Origin of the sequence: Reyranella sp. (assembly GCF_965279465.1) — a bacterium.
Classification (GTDB): Bacteria; Pseudomonadota; Alphaproteobacteria; order Reyranellales; family Reyranellaceae; genus Reyranella.
Window position 1 is genome coordinate 5,818,771 of sequence record NZ_OZ257242.1, and the last position, 20,476, is coordinate 5,839,246.

Below are 20,476 nucleotides of genomic sequence, written 5' to 3' on the forward strand. Positions count from 1 at the left end.
GGTCAGCCCTTCCAGCAAATTCTGTTATTTCTCGCAAAGCCCCCAGATCCGCGCCCGTATCCCCCTGCAGTACGTCGCCCTATACCGGCCGGTATCGTGGATGCGCTCGACAACTGCGACCACGTCGGCAACGTCCTGCTCGGGTTCACTGGATGAATCAGGTCCCCAACCTGCTGCTGCGCCAAAAGAACTACCTACAAAGCCCTGGCGTGAGCGCCACTCCGATGGCGTAGGGTATGAAGGTTGGCCGACGCTGCATGGGCAGCGATCTTTCTCGGCTACCGCTCGTTCCAGCGCTGGGGATTCATGCGCAAGGCAATCGATACCGCCCCGAGGAATGGCGTCTTCGTCATCCTGGAGGATGACGCAAGTGGCACCTATGCGGTCGCGCGCTGGTCGGCCGAAGCCGCACAATGGCTCGATGATGACGACGCACCTATTCAACTCAACGCGACACATTGGCATCTGCCCCAAACCACCGTGGCGGCGGTCGACAAGAGCAAGCCGCTCGCGGACCCGCGCATTTCCCGGAGTGCTCCCGGCGGCCTGACCGCGCAGCCATCGCGTGACGCGATGCAAGGGGATCCCCCAAACACCGGGGCCGGGCTTGCCGCCGGCTGGATCGTTCGTAAGCGAGGCAGCATCCTGACGATGGCAGCCGGCTTGCTCGCCGGCGTGGCGGTCGGGCCCCTGCTCTATCACGATGATCTCGGCGCGCTCCGCCTCCCGTGGACGGCAGAATCGGAGAACGCGACGGGCTTGAAGCACACGCATCGAGAGGAAATGGAACGGGCCACGAAGCTCGCAAGCGATGCGACGGCGGCGCGGCGAGAAGCGGAGTCGCAGGTTGTATTGCTCCGCTCGGCAGGCGAAGCGGCAAGTCGGGAGAGAGAGGCCGGTCAGCATACCATCGAGCAACTGCGTCAGGCACTTCAGGCAGAGCTCGCCAAGGCCGGCAAACTTGCCGGCGAACTCACGGAGGCGCAACGCGACACCGCCACCCAAGCCTCACTTGCCCAGAAGGCGATCGATCAAGCCGCGCGTGCGGAGGCAGAAACGGAGCGCCTCACCGGCGAACTGCGCCAGGCGCTGAAGCAGCAGGAAGACAAGTCCGCACAGGCAAACGTACGTACAACCGAGCAAGCCGCCCTGAAGCAGGAGCGAGACAAGGCCGAGAAGCTTCGCGTCGAGCTTGCTGCAGCACGGCGCGAAGGAGAGTCACGGGCCGCGATGTTGCGCTCGGCAAGTGACGAGGCCACGCGGCTGAAGGAGGCGAGCGCACGGACCACGACCGAGCTGCGGCAGGCACAAGACAAGGCTGAAAAGCTTGCCGGTGAACTGGCTGCCGCGCGGCTGGAGATCGAGGCCAAGACAGCGGCGGCGCGGACCGCGAGCGATGAGGCCCGGCGCGCGGTTGAGACGACCAAACGAGCCGCCGACGAGCAAGGCCAGGCCCTGCGCGACGTGCAAGCCAAGGCCGAGAAGCTCGCGGCCGAGCTGGTGGCAGCGCGACAGGAGGCCGAGGCGCAGACAGCAGCGGTGCGGACCGCGCAAGATGAAGCCCGGCGCGCACTCGAGACCAACAAGCGGGGCGCCGACGAGCAAGGCCAGGCCCTCCGCGACGCGCAAGACAAGGCCGAGAAGCTCGCGGCAGAACTGGTAGCAGCGCGACAGGAGACCGAGGCGCAGACGGCGGCGGTGCAGACCGCACAAGATGAAGCCCGGCGCGCACTCGAGACGAACAAGCGGGGCGCCGACGAGCAAGGCCAGGCCCTCCGCGACGCGCAAGCCAAGGCCGAGAAGCTCGCGGTCGAGCCGGTGGCCGCGCAACAGGAGGCCGAGGCACAGGCAAAGGCGGCGCAGGCCGCACGCGATGAGGCCCGGCGGACGGTCGAGACGAGCAAGCGAGGCGCCGACGAGCAAGGCCAAGCCCTCCGCGACGCGCAAGCCAAGGCCGAGAAGCTCGCGGTCGAGCTGGTGGCCGCGCAACAGGAGGCCGAGGCACAGGCAAAGGCGGCGCAGGCCGCACGCGATGAGGCCCGGCGGACGGTCGAGACGAGCAAGCGAAGCGCCGACGGGCAAAGCCAGGCCCTGCGCGACGCGCAAGCCAGAGCCGAGAAGCTCGGCACTGAATTGGCGGCGGCCCGACGGGAAGTCGAGTCCCACCTGTCCACGGCGCGTTCGGCGAAGGACCAGATCGCGGGCGTGAAAGAGGCTGCGGAGCGCAGCACCGACGAGCAGCGCCGCGCGCTGCAGCAGGAACGGGACAAGACAGAGAAGCTCGCCGCCGAGCTTACCGAGGCAAGGTCAAGCCTGGAGAAGCAGGCGAAAGCAAAGGCCGTCGAAGCTGTTGCCCAGGACAATCAGTTGGCAGCGATGCGAAGCGAGTTGCAGAAGGCAAGATCGGACGCCGCGGTTGCCCGAGAATCCCTCGACGCGGAGCGCACTCGGACCCAGCGCGCAGAGCAGCAACTGGCGACCATCCGGGAAGGCACGGCGGGACGCAGCAGCCGCTTGCCGTCGGCAGCGTCGTCTACCGTCCAGCAACCCTCAGCTGCTCCACCTTCGGCACCGCAAGCAACGGCGAAGCCGGCAGTGGGCCCTGAGCCAGGCGATCCGCAAGCCATCCGCCTGATCGCGCGCGCCAGCCTGTTGCTGGAGCAGGGCAATATCGGCGCCGCGCGGAACATGCTCGACCAGGCGGCAGAGATGGGCAGCACAGAGGCGCTGTTCTGGCTGGCGGAGACATATGACCCATTACTCCTGTCGGCGCGACAGACCTTCGGCACCCAGAGCGACGTCGCCAAGGCACGCGAACTCTACCGCAAGGCGCTCGCTGGCGGTGTCGGCGAGGCCAAGCTCCGGCTGGAGGCATTGCAGCAACGGATGGGAGCCCGATAGACGGCACGAACGGGCGATGGGAGAGCGATCAATGATGGTGAGGTCCATGAAGAAGCTGGCAAGCGCCGTTGTGCTGTGGGCGGCGGTCGTTCCGTCACTTTGGTGGTCGGCCTCAGCCGAAGCGCAGGATCAAGCGGCCCGACGCGCACCGACCTACGCCGAGCGGCAGGACAAGATCAATGCCTGGACCCTGGGCCTCGCCGCAGGCCTCATCGAAGGTGCCCCGCTGCGGCTGGCCGCGGAAATGGCGCGCGTGGTCGACGACGGGGAGAATCTTCACGTCCTCCCGATCGTCACGCGCGGTCCAACGGAGAACCTGAACTCCCTCCTCTATTTGCGCGGCGTCGATCTGGCGATCATCAATTCCGACTCATTGGATGAGTACAAGGTCGCGTTCCCCGATATCGGCTTCCACGTGAAGTATCTGCTCAGTCTTTTCCCGTCCGAGCTTCACGTCTTCGTCCGACCGGAGATCCAGAGCCTTCAGGATCTCGCAGGAAAGAAGGTGAACTTCAACACTTTGGGCACGGCAGCCGCCTACTCCGGACCGCTGATCTTCAGCCGATTGGGCATCAACATCGAAAAGACGTTCATTCCGCATCAGTTGGCATTGCAACAGATGCGCAAAGGCGACATGGCGGCCGTCGTTTTCGTCACGGCCAAGCCGGTCGACGCCTTCATCCGTGGCCAGTGGGAAGGCGGCTTCAAGTTTCTGCCGGTGACCTACGACCTGAAGTTCGAGGACTACTACCTGCCGGCGTTCCTGGAAGCTTCCGACTATCCCGCGCTGGTAAAGCCGGGCGAACGCATTGCGACTCTGGCCGTGCCCACTGTCCTGGTCAGCTACAACTGGCCCGCGAACTCGAACCGATATCTGCGGGTGGCCCGCTTCACCGATCGTCTCTTCGGCCGAATCGACAAGCTCCAGGTGCCCGGTTTCGACCCGAACTGGAAAACCGTCAATCTGGGTGCCACAGTGCCAGGCCTTGGCCGCTTCCCTGCGGCGCAGGAGTGGCTGGACCGCCAGAGCCGCCAGGTTGAGCGAAAGCAATGAAGCCCGTTACCGCCTGCTTCCTCGTCGCGCTCGCGTCGGCGGGCGCCCCTGCAATCGCACAGGGGGCCGGCGATCCCTTGGACAAGCCGCGAGCGTGCGCGAGCCTCCCAGATGCCGAGAGGGCGAAGTGTCTGGACAGGCTCTCTCGCGAAATCACACCGGAGTCCGTGCGACCGCGGACTGCGTCCGGCTCCGGGAGCACGGCGACGCCGGAAAGCTGGATGTTCAGCGAGACGACGTCACCGCTCGATTATTCGCCGGTTGTGATCGCGTCTGCGACAGCCAGTGGTGCACCGGACGGCTCCGGCCTCAAGCTCTTGATTGCGTGCCGCGGCGGGAACACATCCCTGACGCTCACCGCTCCCGGCGGCTTGCCGGCCGGCGACCGCTACACCGTTTCCTACACCGTCGACGGTGGCTCGCCAACGATGCTTCCGGCCGCTGCCGTGCCGTTCGGGACGGGCGTGGCCATCGGTGCCGATGTCGTCCGCTTGCTGGCTTCGCTGCCGGCTCAGGGCGAGATCGCCTTCCGCATCCTTGGCGGCCAGGGCGGAGCATGGGAGGGGCGCTATTCACTGGCCGGCTTGAAGACGACACGGGAGCGAATGGCCGTTTCCTGCAAATGGCCGATCAAACCCGACACGACGCGGAAATGGTGATGGCCGCGGCATGCTTCTACCGACATCAGGAGGGATGATGGCAAGATCGAGAATTTCTGTTCTGGTCGCTGCGCTGTGCGTGGCGGTTCTGCCCCTGCTGGACGCGCCGCCAGCGGCGGTGGCGCAAACCAAGCAGTCGGCGGCACCTCCAGCCACCCCCGGCAAGAGCAAGGGGCATCGGCTGGTGCTTCAGGTGAATACGAATGAACCGGCAGTGATGAACCTGGCGCTCAACAACGCAGTCAATGTCGAGCAACACTACAAGGGAATCGGAGAGCCGGTTCAGATCGAGATCGTCACCTTTGGCCCCGGCCTGAATATGCTGCGCGACGATACCTCGCCGGTGAAGGAGCGGATCAAGTCGCTGGCAGCAACGTCGCGGTCGATCTCGTTTTCCGCCTGCGACAACACAAGGGCGAACATGAGCCGGGTCGAGCAGAAGGAGATACCGCTTGTCTCGCAGGCCACCGTCGTGTCGTCCGGTGTCGTGCGGATAATGGAGCTGCAGGAACAGGGTTGGAGCTACGTGCGCCCATAACCGCGATGCCTGAACCCCGGTGACGAGGCCTGTGGCGAGAGCCATCTGTCTCGCATCACGCAATATGATGCATAGTTGGATGATCGAGAGGATCTGGCGCCGATTCTGTCCTAGCGACGCCAGATCCACTCGGGGCGTCGGACGGCGCTTAATTGTGGTAGTTTCCTGGTGTCGGGACTTACCGGTGCCCGACGGGTTTCGAATTTTCGCCTTGATGGCAGATCGGCGCCTCGTCCATCGCGGTCGTCAATGATGGCGGCTGTGTCTTGATCGGCGACTCGACGCGGACCTCGCGACGCTCTCGCTCCCATTCGTCGAGCAGTGCCCCCGCTCGACAGCAAGCCGTTCCGAGCGTTACGCCATCAAACCGGAAGATCGCAATGTCGATCGCTCGAATGCTCGCCGCTGCATTTCTGCCGAGGGATCGAGCTCCTCGACAGACGCGCGCACGTCCGCATCCATCGTTGTGCCACCCAGACGGTTCAGGCCGCAGCGAACCCTTGCACGGGACGAAGCTCCGGCGAGCGGCGACTGGAATTGACACCGTAACCCTGCTCGAGCGCCCAAATGGCCGCCTGCGTGCGATTCTCCACGCGGATCTTCCGCAGGATCGACTTCATGTGGACCTTGATCGTCGCGTCGGTAACACCGCACGTGCGCGCGATCATCTTGTTTGAATGGCCCCTCACAACGCTCTTGAGGATTTCCTCCTCGCGCTGGGATAGACCGTGAACAATTCGAAGCGAATTGGTGCGGTCAACCGCCCTGTCCTCCGCGTCCTCGCTCGGTGCCAGAGAGGCTGGAGCCAGGACGGGCTCATCGCTCTTTTCCTGCCATTCCATCGCCTGTGCGATCGGCGCTGTCTCGGTCTTGAGAACCAGGATCCTGAGGTTTGCCTTAACGATCTGCTGGAGAGTGCCGACAAGCGTATCGGGCGACGCGAATAGCGGAATGCATCCATCGATCTCCGAAGCCAGCAGCTTCTGAAAATCGGCCGACGACGCATGATCGAAGAGGAGAATGATCTTGGTTTCCGGCCACCGCTTGCGAATGCTGCCCGCGGCACTGGCTGCCTCATCGGCCGGAAGGGCACCAAGGATGACGAGCCTCGGCGCATCTGCGGCACGCAAGGAATTTTCCATCTCGGCCGTTGAAGCGAAGCCTCCGACGACCTGATAAGCATGGCTGGTCATCAGCGAGACCAGTGCTTCGCGTACCAACGAGCGCGCCTCGATGACGATCGTAGCTACAGTCTGTCCCATCCCTTGACTCCCACAAGATGCAGTAGCCAAACGTATACGGGGTAATCGCGGTCACCAAATTAACACAAGATAAGTTGCCTCACTGATTTTGTGAACTTCGTCAAGTTCGCGGTGGCAGATGGGAAGCCACCTTGGAAGCTTCTGATCTACGCTTCATATGTGGCCCTCTTACGACACGCCGACTCGATGCCGGGCGCGGGGACGAGCGCCGGTCCTTGCAGTTGATTCAGGCGATCTCTGATGCCTCCGCCGCCCAGACGCTGCTCAGCGATCAGCAGCCGGCTGGAGGCACTGCCTTCGATCGGCGCGGCGCCTCGTCGAGGATTTCCCGGGCCAACTGCAACGACCGGCGCGACGCTCCCCCGGCAGCTCCTCCCAACTGATCAGCAGCCTCAAGATCGCCTAATCGACTATCGATCACGTCTCTCAACTCGTCCAAAACGTTGTTACCTGTCGCATCGATTACCTTCGCCATGACCCCCACGACCATCTCAAGGGCTCGAATGCGATCGTTTTGAAGTTCAATAATGTCGTGCTCGATCATCGGCGGCTCCGTTCAGCGCCAGATAGCCTATAGCGGCGGTTCGAGCCGTCATGACATAACTCGTTGGAGTTACCCTCGTAGAGACCGATGAAGCCCCTCGCCGCGAATGGCTCCGCTGTTCTTCTACCTGCCCCGCTCCGGGGAGCGTAGCACCCGGTCAGCTGCTGATGCGCTCGGCGTCGCGGACCCGCTGGACGTAGACATTGATGATCAGCGCCGCCAGCAGAATCAGGCCGCGGATCAGGATCTTGAGGAAGCTATCGATCTCGACATGGTCGAGGCCGTTGTTCAACACCCCCAGAATCAGTAGCCCAATGATGGTGTTTCCGATGCCGCCACGGCCGCCGAACAGGCTGGTGCCGCCGACCACGACGGCGGCGATGGCATCCAGCAGGTAGCCGTCGAACTCGTTCTGCTGGGCGCTGCCGAAGTGGGCCACGCCAAGCATGCCGGCGACGCCCGAGCACATCGCCGAGATGACGATGACGGCCCCCAGCACCAGCCTGACATTGACGCCGGCATATTCGGCCGCCTCGCGGTTGCCGCCGACCATGTATACGTAGCGGCCGAAGCGCGTGTAGGTCAGCACCAGGTGGCCGGCCAGCAGGAACACCGCGGCCACGAGCACGAGGCACGGCAGGCCAGCCACCCTGCCCGCCCCCAGGAGGGAAACCAGGTCGGGCACGGCATAGGCGATCTGGCCGCGCACCAGCAGCGCGCAGATACCGGCACCGATCTGCATCATGGCGAGCGTCATGATGAAGGACGGAATGCCGATCAGCGTGATGCCCACGGCATTGACCACGCCCAGCAGGAAGCAAACGATCAGTGCCAGGACAATGGCGGCCAACCCCGGCAGCGGCACGTTGGCGATGTTCACGTAGCCTTCCTGCAGGGTGAAGTAGGCGACGGCGATGCCGGTGACGTTGGCGATGGCGGCGACCGAGAGGTCGATCTCGGCACACAGGATGACGAAGGTGAGGCCGACGGCCATGATCCCGGTGACCGAGATCTGGGTCAGGATGTTCGCCGCATTGTCCAGCGACGCGAACGACCGGCTGGTCAGGCTGAAGAAAGCCACCAGCACGATCAGCGTCGCGAAAGGCGCGATGATGCGCATCTGGTTGCGCAGGAAGGGCCCGATCGTTGCCATGTCACGCCGCCTCCAGAAGCTGGTCCTTGCTGACGGTCTCGCCGGCAAATTCGTGCACGATGCGCCCTTTCTTCATCACCACGATGCGGTCGGCGAGCGACAGCACGGTCTCGGGCTCGGTCGACAGAACCACGACCCCCATGCCCTGGTCGCGCAGCCCCTTGACGATGCGGACCACGTCCTCCTTGGCGCCGACATCCATGCCGCGCGTCGGTTCGGCCAGCACCAGGACCTTGGGCGGCCAGGTCAGCCACTTGGCGAGCGCGACCTTCTGCTGGTTGCCGCCCGACAGGCTGCCGAGCAGCGTCTCGACCGTCGGCGGCCGGATCGACAGCGACTGGACATGCCGGCGGGCGATGTCCTTCTCGACCGAGGGCCGCAGCAACAGGCGGCCGATCCGGCCCAGCACGCTGATCGACATGTTCTTGTAGACCGGCTCGGTGGGAAAGAGCATCGACCGTCGGCTCTCCGGCACGAAGGCGATGCCGGCGCGGCACGCCTCGGCGGTGCTGCGCGGCCGCAGGACCCTGCCGCCGATCGACATGGTGCCCGAGCTGGCCCTGAGCTTGCCGAACAGCGTGCGGGCCAGCTCGATCAGGCCGCAGCCCATGAAGCCGTAGATGCCCAGCACCTCGCCGGCCCTGACATCGAGCGACACGTCGGCGAAGGCGCGGCCGGCGCCGAGCCCGCGCACGCCCAGCACGACCGGCGCCCCGGGCCGGCTGTCGAGCGCGATCGCGCCGGTGTAGCTGCCTTCGAGCTCCTCGTGGCCGCGGCCGATCATGCGCTGGATCACCCAGCCCTTGTCGATGGCGCCGGCCGCCTCGGTGGCGATGAGGCGGCCGTTGCGGAAGATCGTGACGGTGTCGGAGATCCCCAGCACGTCGTCGAGGAAGTGCGAGATGAAGACGATGCTGCGGCCGCTGGCGCGCACGCCGCGCAGCACCTCGAACAGGCGCTGGACCTCGGGCGGCGAGAGCGCCGACGTCGGCTCGTCGAGAATGACGATGCGCGCGCCCGAGAACAGCACGCGGGCCAGCTCGATCAGCTGCTGCAGGCCGATCGCCAGCGAGCCCATGCGCGCGCCCGGGTCGACGTCGATGCCCAGGTCAGCGAGCTGCCGGCGGGCCCCCTCCGTCATGGCACGCCAGTCGACGATCCCGCCCCGGGTCGGCTGGTGGCCGAGATAGACGTTCTCGGCCACGCTGAGATCGGGCACGACGCTCAGCTCCTGGTGCACCATGCCGATGCCCGCCGCCAGCGCCTCGCGCGGCGAGCGGAAATGCACCGGCCGGCCGTCGATCGTCATGCGGCCGTCGTACTGGCCGTGCAGGCCGGCGATGATCTTCATCAGGGTCGATTTGCCGGCGCCGTTCTCGCCGACCAGGCCGTGGATCTCGCCCCGGCGCAGCACGAAGTCGACGTCGCGCAACGCCGCGACGCCGCCGAACGACTTGGAGATGCCGCGCAACTCCAGCGGCGGCACGGCTTCTTCGGTCATGTCCGACGCGGGCACGCAAGCCACTGGCGCCAACTTCGGTCCGCTGGGAGCGCGGCTCTCCAGAGCCGCTCTTCTTCGCATTGCCACATCCCATGAGCGGCTCTGGAGAGCCGCGCTCCCAGCAGTCCGATCCCATCGAGAGCATCGGACAAAGTTGGCGCCAATGTGCACACGGACGCGAGTCCGCCCTAGATCAGGAAGTGATCCTGCATCCACAACATGCCCGCGGCGTTCTCCTTGGTCACCACCGGACCGTCGGTGACGATGCTCTTGGGAATGCCGGAGCCCGCCTTCTCGCCGGCCGTGACCGCCGCCACGCCGGCGATGATGGCGCCACCATGGATGCGGCAGCTCGGATTGCGCACGGTAGCGAACACGCGGCCGTCGGAGACGGCGTTGATGGCCGGCGGCATGGCGTCGACGCCGCCGATCAGGATATTGGTGCGGTTGCGCGCCTTCATGACGTTGTAGGCAGCGAGCGCCATGTCGTCGTTGTGGAAGAAGGCGGCATCGATCTGCGGATACTTGGTGAGATAGGTCTCCCACAGGCGCGCCACCTTGGTGACGTCCCAGTCGGCGGGCTGGGTGTCGAGCACCTCGATGCCGGGATTCGCCTTGACCACCGAATTGAAGCCCTTGGCGCGGCCTTGCGCGCCGGTGTGGCCGAGCGCGCCCTGGGTCATGATCATCTTGCCCTTGCCGCCGAGCTTGGCGACCAGCGCCTGCGTCACCGACGCGCCCATGAACTCGTTGTCGGGAGCAAGGAAGCTGTGGACGTTGATCTTGTCGAGGGGCGCGATCAGCGTGTCCATGTCGATCACCGGAGTGCCGGCATCGATCATCTTCTGCACCGGCTGGGTCAGCGTGCCGATGCCGAAGGCCTGGATGGCGACGAAGTCCCATTTCTGCGAGGCCATGTTGTCGACCGCGGCGCGCTGCTTGACGGCGTCGAGCTGGCCGTCGAACCACGTCACCTCGACATTGAACAGCTTGCCCCAGTATTCAGCCGCGGACTTGCCCTGGGCGCACCAGGTGGCCTGAAGCCCGGCGTTGGAGAACGCAGCCTTAAGCGGCTTCTCCGAGCGGCCGGCCGCGACACCCGCCATTGCCGGGCTCACGCCGATCATGCCGAGCGTCGCCGCCGCTCCTCCGACCGTAGCGACGGTGAGAAAGTCACGCCTTGTCCTTTGGAACGTGTCCGTCATCGCTTCCTCCATGGTGAACCGCTCGAATGGCGGTCTTCACGCGAGTCTGGCAGCGCGGGCGTTCAGCGGCAAGGCGGGGCGCCATGCGATGAGGGGCAGCGAGCTAGCCGTTTGCGGTCATTGCCTGCATCCACGAGCCCCTTTGACAGGGCGTCGGTTCAGCGCATCATTCCCGCGTGAGCGAACGTCAGCTCGATCTTTTCTCCGATGCCACCGTGCGGACGGGACCGTCCCCGCCGCCAAGCATGGGACAACCCGTTTCAGCGGCCGACAAGGACGACGCGGCGTTGATCGCCGCCATCCCGGAAGCGAGCCTCGCGAACGGAACTCTGCTCGCTGCGGAAGCCGGGCGGCGGCGGCTTGCCGGAGCCATCCCCGCCCTCGCGGCGCTGTGCCGACGCTTTAAGGGATTCGGCGCGGACCGCCTGGTGCCCGAACAGGCGGCGGCGCTTCGCGCCCTTGGCGAAATTGGCGGTCACGAAGCCGGGCAGGTCGTCTCCGGGCTGATTTCCCGGGCGGTCGTACAGGGCCCGACGCTGGGGGTCGCGGTCGACGCGGCCGCCACGGTGCACGCGCCCCTGCCCCCCAGCGTGCTCGGTTCGCTGCTGCAACACGCCGATCCGGGCATTCGGGCCGCCGCCTGCCGCTGCGCCCGCCGCTCCCCGGAGGTCATAGCCCTCCTGATACGTCTCCTCGAAGATCGCGATCGGGCGGTGGCGGGCTCGGCAGCGTGCGCGCTCGGACGACTGGGACGCAGCGACGCTCGCCCGGGCCTCAAGCAATTGCTGCGCGAGGCGCCGTCCGTGGATGTCGTCGAATCCGTGCCGGCGATTGCCGACGAGGAGTGCATGGTCCTGCTCGGCCGGCTCGCCCGCACCATGCCAGACCTCGCGGACGCGGCGATCGACGCTCTCGAGAGCATCGATCATCCGCGCGCCAGCGCGATTGCTGCGGCGGTTCGGCGTCCACCGCCACCCCCGGTCAGCCCTAGTTGAGTCGAGCGCGGCCTGCCACTCGTCACCACCAAGCTCGCCAAGCTCGGCGCGTCGACGGACTCGAGCGCACCGGTGCCAAAGCCGCGGGCTAGTAGTACCAGCCAGTGGGATAACCACCCCAGGGGCCCCAGTCCCAGGTCGCCATCATCGCACTGGCGGCCATGGCTTGCTCGTCAGCCAGGTTCTTCTGCAGGACGTCGAAGTTGTAGGTGCCGTAGGCCTTCTGGTCGCCGACATACAGGCAGCCGCAGACCGTCGGATCGGGATAGACGTAGAAGGTGCGCCCATCGCGGGTCTCGCGCGCGAACCTGTTCGGCGGCAACTGCTTGAATGCGGCTTGCCTCGCCGGCGTATTGACCGGCACGAACTTGAACCCGGCGGCCGCCAGCATGTCTTCCTTCTGGCCGATCTTCTGTTGTGGAGTCTGACAGGCGGCGGCAGTGAGTGTTCCCAGAATGAGAAGAGTCACACGAATCTTGTTCAAGGCCGTTCTCCAAAGCCGTTGTGCCAGGCTTTCGAAGAATAGCCCATGGCATCCGCGCAGACCAATCTACCAGCGCGCGGGCGTTTCGTCGGCGCCTGCAGCGCCTTGGAACTCAGGCTCCCACGGTCTCCGTGCGGCCGCTCTTCACCGAGCGGCACACGGCCTCGAAGGCGGCCACGGTCGCGATCATGTCGGCGGCATCGATCGGATAGGGCGCCCGGCCCTCGATCGCATCGGCGAAGGCCTCCAGCTCGAGCCGCAGCGTGTCGACGGGCGGGAACGCCCGACGGAGCGGGCTCGCCTGCCCGACCGCGTGGACGAGCAGCGTGTCCTCCTGCAGCATCTCGGCCGAGCCCTTGGTGCCGAAGAGATGCGTGCGCCAGTAGCGCGGCGTGGCGCGCACGGCGCTCAGGGTCCCGGTCACATCGTTCGCGAAGCGCAGCAGCACGGACAGCGTGTCGAGCGGCCCCGGCGCCGGCTTGCGCGAGACGAGCTGGGCATGGACGAAGCGTACCGGTCCCAGCAACGACACGAAGGCATCCAGCACATGGATGCCCGTGCCGGTCATGCCGCCGGCCGGCGATTCCTCGGCATCGTGCCGCCACGGCGCAAAATTCGCGGAGGAGTTCTCGTTGCTGAAATGGCCCTCGACGTGCAGCACTTCGCCCAGCTCCCCCGCGGCCAGCAGCCGCTTCATCTCGCCGAGCGCCGGGAGGAAGCGCCGGTTGTGGCCAACGGCCAGCAGGGTGCCTGCCGTACGGGCGGCGCCGACGGCGGCGACGGCGTCGGCCGCCGTCAAGGTCAGCGGCTTCTCGCAGAAGACCGGCTTGCCCGCCGCCGCGACCGCCTCGATCTCGGCGCGATGCAGCGAGTGCGGCGTCGCCAGCACGACCGCCTGCACGGCGGGATCGGCCAGCATCGCGGCGAGGGTCGGCGACAGGACGAGCCCGTGGCGCCGGGCGATCTCCTGCTTCGAGGCCGGATCGCGCGCGACGCCGTGCACGAAGCGGATGCGGTCGCTCCTGCCCTGCACCGATTCGACCAGAACATTGCCCCACCACCCGAGGCCGACGATTCCGGCATCGATCATGCGCTCTCCCCCTTTTCCGTTCCTGTCTTCGACCGACCACGAAGCGCGCCGTCGGTCGGCTTCTTGCCATCGACACTATAGAAGATGTTCTCGATCGCGTGCATGGCAGCGCGCCGCATCGGGCTCGGGGCGGTACCGCACTCGTCGCTGATGAGGTTGGCGGCGCGTCCGAGCGGACGCATACTTCCTTCGCTTGAAGCGCTTCTGGGGAACGAGACACTGCTGCAATGCGCGACACATCTTGGATCAGGCGTTCGTATCCAGCTCTGGCCTGCACCAGACAAGGCAAGCTGAGCCCATGAAGCAGGATACGGGGGCGGGCAGCACCCACCCCAAGAGAGGGATGCTCGGCCACTGCAGCTTTCTATGGCGTTTTATCCTCTTTGCCCTGCCCTTCTGGTCGGCGGAGCACAAATGGATGAACCGGGGTCGTCTGGCATTGGTCGCGGCCCTGACGGTTGCGCAGGTTGCGGTTCAGGCCGGCCTGAATGCCTGGTCGGCGCGGCTCTACAACGCGCTGGAAGCGCGCCAGCTCGATACGTTCCTGGAGCAGATCGTGACTTTCGCGCTCCTGCTCCTGGCAAGCATCGCCGTGTTCTCCACATCGCTCTATGTCAGGCGTCGCCTGCAATTCGCCTGGCGTGTCTGGCTGACGAAAACCACCTTGTCGGTCTGGATGGCGGAAGGAAGGCACTACCAGCTCGGCCTGATCGCGGGCGACCATGACAATCCGGACGGGCGAATCGCCGAGGATATCCGCGTGACGACCGAGTCGGCTGTCGATCTGGGCCAGTCCTTGTTCTACTGCATCTTGCTCCTCGTTACGTTCATCAACGTGCTGTGGACGCTCTCCGGTGTCGTGCACGTCGAAATCGGCGGGACGGTCATTCCCATCCCCGGCTTCATGGTGTTCATCGCGCTCATCTATTCGACGATTGGCACCAGCATGGCTCTATGGGCAGGGCTGCCGTTGGTCGGCGCCTCCAATCTGCGGCAAACGGTCGAAGCCAACTTCCGGTTCGGCCTGGCACGTGCCCGGGAATATTCGGAAAGCATCGCCTTGATTCGCGGCGATGCCGATGAGCGCACGCATCTTCAGGAATTGCTGCGCGGCGTGAGGCGCGGCTGGGAGAGCCAGACCTATGGCCTGGTGCGCATCATCGTGTTCACCACCGCGTATAGCGTGCTGGCAGCCCCGTTTCCGCTTCTCGTCGCGGCGCCGCGCTACATCATGGGGTTGATCACGCTCGGCACGCTGATGCAGATGGCGCAGGCGTTCCAGCAGGTCACCGCCGCGCTGTCGTTTCCCGTCGACAATCTTTCCACTATCTCGCTGTGGCGGGCCTCCGTCGAGCGCGTGATGGCGTTGCAGGACGCGATGGGCGGGCTCCGGGAGAAACTCGGCGAGAACCGCATCGAGGTGGGCCACGAGGGCTCCTCGCTCCACCTCGCCGCCGTACGCGTGATGGAGCACGATGCTGTGCCGCTGATGCGCGAAATCACGACCCAGATCGGCCCGGGCGAACACGTGCTGATCGACGGCAACACGCAGGTCTGCCACAAGCTCATCCTTGCCATTGCCGGGCTTTGGCCATGGGGCGCCGGAACAGTCACGCTGCCCGCTGATGCAAACATCTTCATCGCCAGTGACCGGCCGTATTTGCCCGTAGGAGCTTTGGGCGAAGCCGTCTGCTACCCGATGACACTGGGCATGTGCACGCCGGACGACATCAATTCGGCGTTGCGGCGCGTAGGCTTGGGCGATTGGGCCGGTCGCCTCGGCGTGATGGAGAATTGGGACCGTGTGCTCTCCGCCGCACAACAGCAGAGGCTCAGCTTCGCGCGGATGTTGCTTCATCGGCCCGACTGGATTTTCCTGGCGGAGGCAACGAACGCACTCGATGCAGCAGGCCAACGCGAGATGGCCGAGTTGCTGGTCGCGGAACTTCCGTCGGCAGCGGTCGTGGCCGTTGGTCGAGCCGGGTTGTTCGACGGATTTTTCCAACGCGTGCTGCATGTCGAGGCAGAGACCGCGTCCGGGTAACCGTCACGCGGCGCATATTCGAGGGAGTGACTCATGGGATCTGCTGGAACCGATGCCGAGGCCGTGCCGGGGTCCTCTGCGCCTTCCGCGCCGGTGCGTTCACTGGCACTGCCTGCATCGTTCAAGTGGGGCGTCTCCACCGCGGCCTACCAGATCGAGGGGGCTGCCGCAGAGGACGGCCGCGGGCCCAGCATCTGGGACCTGTTCGGACGACAGAAGGGCCGCATCGCCAACGGCGATACCGGCGATGTGGCGTGCGACCACTACCATCGCTACCGCGAAGACGTGGCGCTGATGCGCCGGCTCGGCGCGCAGGTCTACCGGTTCTCGGTGGCCTGGCCGCGCGTGTTGCCGCAAGGGCGCGGCAAGGCCAACAGCCTGGGCCTCGACTTCTACGATCGTCTGATCGACGAGCTGCTCCAGAGCGGCATCGAGCCCTGGCTGTGCCTGTATCATTGGGACCTGCCGCAGGCCCTGGACGATCTCGGCGGATGGCAGAACCGCGATATCGCGCTCTGGTTCGCCGACTATGCCGCCTTGATCGCGCGCCGCTATGGCGATCGGGTCCGGCACTTCGCCACGTTCAACGAGCCCAATGTGTGCACGCTGTTCGGCTACGGCATGGGCTGGAACGCGCCTGGCATTGCCGACCGGAGGAGCTTCCTGCAGGCGTCCCACCACGTGAACCTCGCGCATGGCGAGGCGGTCCGCACCCTCAGGGCATTGGCGCCGGGGGCTCTTCTCGGTGCCATCCACAACAGGCAGATCTGCCTGCCGATCAGCGCCGCGCCGGAGGACGCGGTCGCGGCAAACCTCCTGGACGCCTGCTGGAACCGGCTTTACGCGGACCCGCAATGCTTCGCCGAATACCCGCCCGAGCTGGTCGACGGCGTGCAGGAATTCGTGCAGGCCGGAGACATGGCGCGCATCGCCCAGCCGATCGACTGGTTCGGCCTGAACCACTATTGCCCGATCTATGCGCGCGCCGATCAGGGCCCGCTCGGTTTTGCCTGGGCCGATGCGCCGCACGATGTCCCCCTGACCGGCGTGGGCTGGCGCATCGATCCGGACGCGTTCCGCAACGAGCTGATCGCCACGCATCGGCGCTACAAGCTTCCGATCTACGTCACGGAGAATGGCTACGGCGCGAACGAGACGCTGGATGAAGCGGGCGGCGTGAACGATGGCGGGCGCATTTCCTATCTCGCCGCCTATACCGGGGCGGTGGAGCAGGCTGTCGCCGCCGGCGCGGATGTGCGTGGCTATCTTGCGTGGTCGATCCTGGACAACCTCGAGTGGGGCGCCGGCTACGCGAACCGCTTTGGGCTCGTCTACGTCGATTACGCGACCCAGAAGCGTGTTCCCAAGGCGTCCTTCGATTGGTTTGCGAAGATGATCCGGGCGCAACAGCCGAGCGATCGCGCGTGATCGAAGGCTGGGTTACGCGGGATGCCCATTCGTTGCTGCAGCCGTTGCAACCGGTGGCATTTTCCAGATCGTTGCCGCGCGAGCCGCTCCCCACGATCGACGTCGACGACAGCCGGACCTTCCAACCCATCGAAGGCTTCGGGTTCTCGCTGACGGGCGGCAGCGCCTATCTGCTGGCGGGGCTCGCGAAGACGGAGCGCGCGGACCTGCTGCAGGAGCTGTTCGGCCCGACCGAGGAGTCGGTCGGGCTGAGCTGCCTGCGGCTGAGCATCGGCGCCTCCGATCTCGGCCGTAAGGATTTCAGCTACTGGGGCCTGCGCCGCGGCACGAAGAATCCCGACCTCGCGCGCTTCAACCTTTCCGCCGGCGACCGCGAGGTCGTTCCCGTGCTGCAGGAGATCCTGGCGATCAATCCGACGCTGAAGATCATCGCCGCGCCGTGGTCGGCCCCGCCGTGGATGAAGAGCAACGGCAGCTACGTGGCCGGGCGGCTGAAGCCGGAGTGCTATCCGGCCTATGCACAATACTTCGTGAAGTACGTGGAGACGATGCGCGCGCATGGCATCCACATCAGCGCGGTGACGCCGCAGAATGAGCCTCAGAATCCGAGGAACGAGCCCAGCATGGTGATGAGCGCCGCGGAACAGGCGGACTTCATCGGCGGATACCTGGGACCGGCGCTGCGCAAGGACGCGCCCGAAACGGAAATCCTCTGCTGGGACCACAATTGCGACGGCGCCGACTTTCCGCTCGCGGTGCTGAGCGACCCGAAGGCACGTGCCTACGTCGCCGGCGTTGCCTGGCATCTGTACAACGGAACGCCGGACGCGATGTCGTACGTGCGGGCACAGTATCCGGACAAGAAGGTGTACTTCACCGAGCAATGGGTCTCCGCCAAGGAAGACTTCATGGGCGCGCTGCGCTGGCATACGAAGAACGTCATCGTCGGCTCCCTGAGAAACTGGTGCCGTACCGCGCTCGAGTGGAACCTCGCGTCCGATCCCCGGCACGCCCTGCACACACGCCTCGGCGCCGTGGGAGCCCTGGGCGGCATCACCATCGGGGCCACGGTCAAGCCCCGCCGCGGCGCCGTCGCCATCAGAGCCACGATCAGGCGAAACCCCGGATACTACCTGATGGCCCACTCGGCGCGGTTCATCCGGCCGGGATCGGTCCGGGTCCACTCGAGCGAGGTCGATCGGCTTCCCAACGTGACGTGCCTGACGCCCCATGCGCAGATCGTGATGGTGGTCATGAACGACGGCGAAGTCCCAAAGCGCTTTCGCCTTCGGCACCGCGGCGCGTACGCCACGCTGGCGCTGGGCGCAGGCGATGTCGCAACGCTCCGCTGGAGCGCCGCAACAAGCGCATGAAGGAGTGGCCGTCTAATCGACGGTAGCGCCCGAAATGCGCACCAGCTCCGCCCATTTCGGCTGCTCGGCAATGACAAAAGCGGCGAATTCCTGAGGGGTGCTGCCCACGGGGTCAGAACCCTGCTCCGCGAGACGCGACCGCATTTCCGGACTGCCGACGATGGCCACGATCTCCGAGCCGAGGCGCGCCACCGCCGGAGCGGGCAGTCCTGCCGGCCCCATGATGCCGTTCCATAGCGCCACCTCGTAGCCCGGGATCACTTCCGCAATGGCCGGTATGTCCGGGAGCAGCGCCGAACGCCGCGCGGTGGTGACGCCAAGCGCACGCAGCTTGCCCGCCCTCACCTGCTGGAGCACCTCGACCAGGGGGCTGAAGCTCAGCTGCAGCTTGCCGGAGACGAGGTCGGCCGCAACGGGTGCGCCGCCGCGATAGGGCACGTGCACCATGTCGATGCCGGCCCGTTGGGCGAAAACGGCGGCGGCCAGATGCAGGGAACTGCCGGCGCCCCCCGAGCCGTAGTTCAACTGGCCGGGCTTGGCCTTCGCATAGGCCACGAGCTCGGCGACACTGTTCGCCGGCACCTCGGGATTGACGACGAGCAGGTTCGGAATGAAGGCGATCTGCGAAATCGGCGTGAAGTCGCGGACCGGATTGAATGGAAGCTTGCGATAGAGCGCCGCGTTGGTCGCGTTCGTCGAGCTCGTCGCCATGAGCAGCGTGTAGCCGTCCGGTTCCGCCCGCGCCACCACTTCGGCGCCGATGTTGCCGGCGGCCCCGGCTTTATTGTCGACGACCACGGTCTGGCCCAGCCGCTCGCCCAGCGCCTGGGCCATCAGCCGCGCGGTGACATCGGTGCTGCCGCCCGCCGCGAAAGGAACGACGAGCCGGAGGGGCTTGTCGGGCGTCCAGCGGGATTGGGCCGGCGCAGGCCGGCCGACCGCACCGGCCAACAGCAGCGGAAGGGCCGCAAGGCCCTTGGAAAGGGATCGACGCTTCACGGCTCATTTCCTCCTAACGATACCGGGCGCGTTGCTCGCGTCTCCGGTTGGACTCCAGACGACGATTGATCTCGCCTGCATAGACTGGCCTTGTCCACCCCGCAGTCTGCGCCCCGCAACCTCCGGCGTGACTCGAGGTTTGGTCATGCAGTCGGTCGAGATTTCGGCGCGGAGCTGCTGGCCTGATCGTGGGCGCGGCGTCGCGAGATCAATCGGCGGCTTCTGCTTCCAGAGCGTCTCCGTGCCTTCGGCCACCGTCGGAGCGGCGATCCGCACGGTAGCGGCCCGGCGACAGGCCATGATGGCGATGGAACAGTTTTGAGAACGCGGCCGCGCTCTCATAGCCGACACGGGTCGCGATCCGTGCGATCCCCTCGTCGGTCGTTTCGAGCAGAAACGCAGCCTCCGACATGCGGCGTGCGATCAGGTAGCGGTACATCGGCTGACCGACGAGCTTGGTGAAGCGAGCCGAAAACGCCGAGCGACCGAGCCCCACGCTGTGCCCGAGATCGCCAAGGGTCCAGGGCCGATCCGGTCGTTCGTGGATCAATTGAAGCGCCGGCCCGATGTGCGGGTCCGCCATCGCCCCCAGCCACCCGCCTTCGCCGGGACCGAGAGACTTGATCCAGCTTCGCAAGACCTCGACGAACAGCACTTCCGTGAGTCGGGAAAGCGCGACGCCCTGGCCGGGACGCTCGAGCGCCGACTCGCCCACCATGCGTTTCAGTATCGCCTCGAGCCATCCGCCGTCTTCCGTCGGCTTCAGGACAAGCACGGGCGGAAGCAATTCCAGGATGCTGCCCCGCGAGGGCCGCGCCACCGTGAAATTGCCGCAGATCATCGTCGAGAGCGGCTGCGCAGTGCCACCGTGACGAACGAGACCGAGACGTCCCGGCAGTCGTTCGAGGTCGAGAATCGGTAACGGCTTCGTCTCGCGATCCGAGTAGATCACATGAGACTCGCCGCGTGTGACGACGAAAAAATCGCCCTCGGTCATGTGGAATTCCCGACCCTGTTCGAGCGTGAGGGTCGCAGAGCCACGACTGAGATAATGGAACAGGGCGTAAGGGCGCGCCGGCAACGCCAAATTCCAAGGATGCCCGAGCTCGAAGTGAAAGAGCAAAGTCCCGCCGAAGCGAACGCGATCGAGCACTTCGGCGAGAATGTCCATGCACTGATGCTAATCCGCCGGACGGTCAGACACAATATTCGGACGATTGAGCCCTGTCGTCTGAGAGAGCCGCGC

At 65.7% G+C, this 20,476-nt stretch carries 18 protein-coding genes; 8 read left to right on the forward strand and 10 right to left on the reverse strand.

All coding sequences use genetic code 11. The annotated features are described in order from the left end of the window. The first annotated feature begins 243 nt into the window (after positions 1-243). The 4 genes from ACQY8M_RS28345 (at position 244) to ACQY8M_RS28360 (ending at position 5,152) form a co-directional block, all read left to right on the forward strand. Positions 244-2,901 carry a hypothetical protein gene (locus ACQY8M_RS28345; RefSeq protein ID WP_428662923.1) on the forward strand — a complete coding sequence of 886 codons (2,658 nt, stop codon included), beginning with the start codon at positions 244-246 and terminating at the stop codon, positions 2,899-2,901. 46 nt (positions 2,902-2,947) lie between these two features. Beyond that, the gene (locus ACQY8M_RS28350; RefSeq protein WP_428662926.1) at positions 2,948-3,955 is read left to right on the forward strand and encodes a TAXI family TRAP transporter solute-binding subunit; all 1,008 of its coding nucleotides are present in this window, start codon (positions 2,948-2,950) and stop codon (positions 3,953-3,955) included. Between the two features lie 221 nt (positions 3,956-4,176). Then, complete coding sequence (locus ACQY8M_RS28355) at positions 4,177-4,614, forward strand: hypothetical protein (protein WP_428662929.1); 438 nt, start codon at positions 4,177-4,179, stop codon at positions 4,612-4,614. Between the two features lie 10 nt (positions 4,615-4,624). Next, complete coding sequence (locus ACQY8M_RS28360; protein ID WP_428662932.1) at positions 4,625-5,152, forward strand: hypothetical protein; 528 nt, start codon at positions 4,625-4,627, stop codon at positions 5,150-5,152. 482 nt (positions 5,153-5,634) lie between these two features. Here ACQY8M_RS28360 and ACQY8M_RS28365 read toward each other — a convergent pair whose 3' ends face one another. The 5 genes from ACQY8M_RS28365 to ACQY8M_RS28385 all read right to left on the reverse strand — a co-directional run bounded on the left by ACQY8M_RS28365 (position 5,635) and on the right by ACQY8M_RS28385 (position 10,817). Beyond that, positions 5,635-6,414 (reverse strand): LuxR C-terminal-related transcriptional regulator, encoded by a 780-nt coding sequence (locus tag ACQY8M_RS28365; RefSeq protein WP_428662934.1) that lies wholly within the window; start codon positions 6,412-6,414, stop codon positions 5,635-5,637. Positions 6,415-6,685: 271 nt separating this feature from the next. Continuing rightward, positions 6,686-6,958, reverse strand: a complete 273-nt coding sequence (locus ACQY8M_RS28370; RefSeq protein WP_428662937.1) for a hypothetical protein — start codon at positions 6,956-6,958, stop codon at positions 6,686-6,688. A 157-nt stretch (positions 6,959-7,115) separates the two neighbouring features. Beyond that, a complete protein-coding gene (locus ACQY8M_RS28375) occupies positions 7,116-8,111 on the reverse strand; it encodes an ABC transporter permease (RefSeq protein WP_428662939.1) in 996 nt (331 codons plus the stop codon). A 1-nt stretch (position 8,112) separates the two neighbouring features. Beyond that, positions 8,113-9,612, reverse strand: coding sequence for a sugar ABC transporter ATP-binding protein (locus tag ACQY8M_RS28380; protein ID WP_428662942.1), 1,500 nt, complete (start codon positions 9,610-9,612; stop codon positions 8,113-8,115). 188 nt (positions 9,613-9,800) lie between these two features. Beyond that, entirely contained in the window at positions 9,801-10,817 is a 1,017-nt protein-coding gene (locus tag ACQY8M_RS28385; RefSeq protein ID WP_428662944.1) for a substrate-binding domain-containing protein, read from the reverse strand. Between the two features lie 176 nt (positions 10,818-10,993). On the opposite strand from ACQY8M_RS28385, the gene ACQY8M_RS28390 reads away from it, so the two are divergent. Next, positions 10,994-11,812 carry a HEAT repeat domain-containing protein gene (locus tag ACQY8M_RS28390; RefSeq protein WP_428662947.1) on the forward strand — a complete coding sequence of 273 codons (819 nt, stop codon included), beginning with the start codon at positions 10,994-10,996 and terminating at the stop codon, positions 11,810-11,812. Positions 11,813-11,900: 88 nt separating this feature from the next. Here ACQY8M_RS28390 and ACQY8M_RS28395 read toward each other — a convergent pair whose 3' ends face one another. The 3 genes from ACQY8M_RS28395 to ACQY8M_RS28405 all read right to left on the reverse strand — a co-directional run bounded on the left by ACQY8M_RS28395 (position 11,901) and on the right by ACQY8M_RS28405 (position 13,568). Continuing rightward, positions 11,901-12,296: a hypothetical protein gene (locus tag ACQY8M_RS28395; RefSeq protein ID WP_428662950.1), complete on the reverse strand. Its 396-nt coding sequence runs from the start codon at positions 12,294-12,296 to the stop codon at positions 11,901-11,903. Between the two features lie 112 nt (positions 12,297-12,408). Next, positions 12,409-13,386, reverse strand: a complete 978-nt coding sequence (locus tag ACQY8M_RS28400; RefSeq protein WP_428662953.1) for a Gfo/Idh/MocA family protein — start codon at positions 13,384-13,386, stop codon at positions 12,409-12,411. Further along, positions 13,383-13,568: a hypothetical protein gene (locus ACQY8M_RS28405; RefSeq protein WP_428662956.1), complete on the reverse strand. Its 186-nt coding sequence runs from the start codon at positions 13,566-13,568 to the stop codon at positions 13,383-13,385. The genes ACQY8M_RS28400 and ACQY8M_RS28405 overlap by 4 nt, the downstream gene beginning before the upstream one ends. Before the next feature lie 116 nt (positions 13,569-13,684). Between ACQY8M_RS28405 and ACQY8M_RS28410 the strand changes: the two genes are divergently transcribed. From ACQY8M_RS28410 to ACQY8M_RS28420, 3 genes are read left to right on the forward strand one after another with little or no spacing between them, the layout of a single operon-like run. Beyond that, a complete protein-coding gene (locus tag ACQY8M_RS28410) occupies positions 13,685-15,430 on the forward strand; it encodes an ABC transporter ATP-binding protein/permease (RefSeq protein WP_428662958.1) in 1,746 nt (581 codons plus the stop codon). Positions 15,431-15,463: 33 nt separating this feature from the next. Then, complete coding sequence (locus tag ACQY8M_RS28415; protein ID WP_428662961.1) at positions 15,464-16,858, forward strand: GH1 family beta-glucosidase; 1,395 nt, start codon at positions 15,464-15,466, stop codon at positions 16,856-16,858. Positions 16,859-16,911: 53 nt separating this feature from the next. Beyond that, positions 16,912-18,231: a glycoside hydrolase family 30 protein gene (locus tag ACQY8M_RS28420; protein ID WP_428675520.1), complete on the forward strand. Its 1,320-nt coding sequence runs from the start codon at positions 16,912-16,914 to the stop codon at positions 18,229-18,231. A 12-nt stretch (positions 18,232-18,243) separates the two neighbouring features. Here the strand turns inward: ACQY8M_RS28420 and ACQY8M_RS28425 are convergent, their stop codons facing one another. Further along, on the reverse strand, positions 18,244-19,230 hold the full coding sequence (locus ACQY8M_RS28425) for a Bug family tripartite tricarboxylate transporter substrate binding protein (protein WP_428662964.1): 987 nt from the start codon (positions 19,228-19,230) through the stop codon (positions 18,244-18,246). A gap of 208 nt (positions 19,231-19,438) precedes the next feature. Then, the gene (locus tag ACQY8M_RS28430; protein WP_428662967.1) at positions 19,439-20,401 is read right to left on the reverse strand and encodes a cupin domain-containing protein; all 963 of its coding nucleotides are present in this window, start codon (positions 20,399-20,401) and stop codon (positions 19,439-19,441) included. Positions 20,402-20,476: the final 75 nt, after the last annotated feature.

Excerpts from the sequence above, each read along its gene's own strand:
- ACQY8M_RS28350 (WP_428662926.1), top strand. The coding sequence starts at position 2,948 with ATGAAGAAGCTGGCAAGCGCCGTTGTGCTGTGGGCGGCGGTCGTTCCG.
- ACQY8M_RS28355 (WP_428662929.1), top strand. The coding sequence starts at position 4,177 with ATGTTCAGCGAGACGACGTCACCGCTCGATTATTCGCCGGTTGTGATC.
- ACQY8M_RS28360 (WP_428662932.1), top strand. The coding sequence starts at position 4,625 with ATGCTTCTACCGACATCAGGAGGGATGATGGCAAGATCGAGAATTTCT.
- ACQY8M_RS28365 (WP_428662934.1), bottom strand. The coding sequence starts at position 6,414 with ATGGGACAGACTGTAGCTACGATCGTCATCGAGGCGCGCTCGTTGGTA.
- ACQY8M_RS28370 (WP_428662937.1), bottom strand. The coding sequence starts at position 6,958 with ATGATCGAGCACGACATTATTGAACTTCAAAACGATCGCATTCGAGCC.
- ACQY8M_RS28375 (WP_428662939.1), bottom strand. The coding sequence starts at position 8,111 with ATGGCAACGATCGGGCCCTTCCTGCGCAACCAGATGCGCATCATCGCG.
- ACQY8M_RS28380 (WP_428662942.1), bottom strand. The coding sequence starts at position 9,612 with ATGACCGAAGAAGCCGTGCCGCCGCTGGAGTTGCGCGGCATCTCCAAG.
- ACQY8M_RS28385 (WP_428662944.1), bottom strand. The coding sequence starts at position 10,817 with ATGACGGACACGTTCCAAAGGACAAGGCGTGACTTTCTCACCGTCGCT.
- ACQY8M_RS28400 (WP_428662953.1), bottom strand. The coding sequence starts at position 13,386 with ATGATCGATGCCGGAATCGTCGGCCTCGGGTGGTGGGGCAATGTTCTG.
- ACQY8M_RS28405 (WP_428662956.1), bottom strand. The coding sequence starts at position 13,568 with ATGCGTCCGCTCGGACGCGCCGCCAACCTCATCAGCGACGAGTGCGGT.
- ACQY8M_RS28410 (WP_428662958.1), top strand. The coding sequence starts at position 13,685 with ATGAAGCAGGATACGGGGGCGGGCAGCACCCACCCCAAGAGAGGGATG.
- ACQY8M_RS28415 (WP_428662961.1), top strand. The coding sequence starts at position 15,464 with ATGGGATCTGCTGGAACCGATGCCGAGGCCGTGCCGGGGTCCTCTGCG.
- ACQY8M_RS28430 (WP_428662967.1), bottom strand. The coding sequence starts at position 20,401 with ATGGACATTCTCGCCGAAGTGCTCGATCGCGTTCGCTTCGGCGGGACT.